This is a genomic window from Dietzia cercidiphylli, assembly GCF_014145145.1.
Classification (GTDB): domain Bacteria; phylum Actinomycetota; class Actinomycetes; order Mycobacteriales; family Mycobacteriaceae; genus Dietzia; species Dietzia natronolimnaea.
This window is the reverse complement of sequence record NZ_JAALEA010000071.1, coordinates 1-1334: the sequence shown is the minus strand read 5'-3', so window position 1 is coordinate 1334 and position 1334 is coordinate 1. Positions and strand designations below refer to the sequence as shown.

2 protein-coding genes are annotated in these 1334 nt (G+C 72.6%); both read right to left on the bottom strand.

What is annotated here, in order from left to right:
• Positions 1 to 874 (bottom strand): NAD-dependent epimerase/dehydratase family protein (locus G6028_RS03335; protein WP_182658034.1); only part of this gene is annotated, 874 nt, incomplete at its 3' end.
• 89 nt (positions 875 to 963) lie between these two features.
• Positions 964 to 1334: DUF6541 family protein (locus G6028_RS03330; protein ID WP_338404138.1), on the bottom strand; the 371-nt coding region annotated here is incomplete at its 5' end.

The following is a 1334-nucleotide window of genomic DNA, read 5'->3' as shown; positions in this document are numbered from 1 at the left end:
CGAGCACCTCGGCGGCGCGGCCGGCGTCCAGCGCGGACCGCGCGACGTCACCCAGGCGGGCGGGGGCGTACTCGGGGTCGTCCCCCGATCCCGAGGCCGCGGCGACCAGCGTGTGCAGCTCGCGGTCGCTGGTCTCGACGCCCGTGCCCACGTTGAAGCGCAGCCCGGCGGCGGCCGGAACGGTCGCGGCACGGACGAAGGCGTCGACCACGTCGTCGACGAACACGTAGTCCCGGGTGTTGCCCCCGTCCCCGAAGACCCGGGTCGGCTCCCCCGCCAGTAGTCGCTGGGCGAAGATCGCCACCACCCCGGCCTCGCCGTGCGGGTCCTGGCGCGGCCCATACACGTTGGCCGGGGCCACGCCCGCCCACTCGATGCCGTAGAGCTTGGCGAACATCTCGAGGTAGACCTCGCCCGCGACCTTGCCGGCCGCGTACGGGCTCATCGGGTCCACCGGCCGTGACTCGGCCACCGGCAGGTCGGTGACGGGGCCGTAGATCGATCCGCCCGAGGAGGTGAAGACGATCCGCCGAACCCCGGCCCGTCGGGCGGCCTCGGCCAGCCGGACGGTCCCCACCACGTTGACCTCGGCGTCGCGGACCGGGTCCTCCACCGACAGGCGGACGTCGATCTGCGCGGCCAGGTGGAACACGACCTCCGGGGCGAGGTCCGCCACCAGGTCCCCGATCGCGGGGTCGGTCAGGCCCAGCTGGCGGAAGGTGAACCGCGAGCCGGCCTCGCGGGCGCTCGTGAGGTTCTCCAGCCGGCCCCGTGACAGGTCGTCGACGACCGTCACCTCGTGCCCCACGGACAGCAGGCGGTCCACCAGCGTCGACCCGATGAACCCGGCCCCACCCGTCACGAGTGCCCTCATTCAGATCCCCTCCCGATGTGCGGCGAACCCGCCGCGGCGCCCTGTCGGACAACAGCTCCAAGGATACGACCCGGCCCGGGCCGGCCCGCTCACTCCCGTCCGTACAGCGCGGTGGCGCGGGTCAGCGGCGTACGTCCATCGGGCGGGAACGGCGAGTCGGCCAGGATCCGGGCGAGCTCGGCCTCGGTGAAGGCGGCACGGACCGCGAAGATCCGCACCTGGGAGTCCGAGTAGACCTTGACCAGGCCCGGGGTCTGGTCGAGCCGGAGCAGGTGGTCGTTGGGCTTCTGGAATCCCCAGTAATTGGGCGGGCTGACGTACACGTAGGTCACGCCGAGTTCGTCGAGAGCGGCGTCGACCCTCGGGTCGGTCCCGGCCCGGTCCATGCTGAAGAACAAGTGGGTGGTGAGCGGTGCGGTGGAGCCCGACTGCAGGTAGTGGCGTGCGGTCGAGGGCAGCC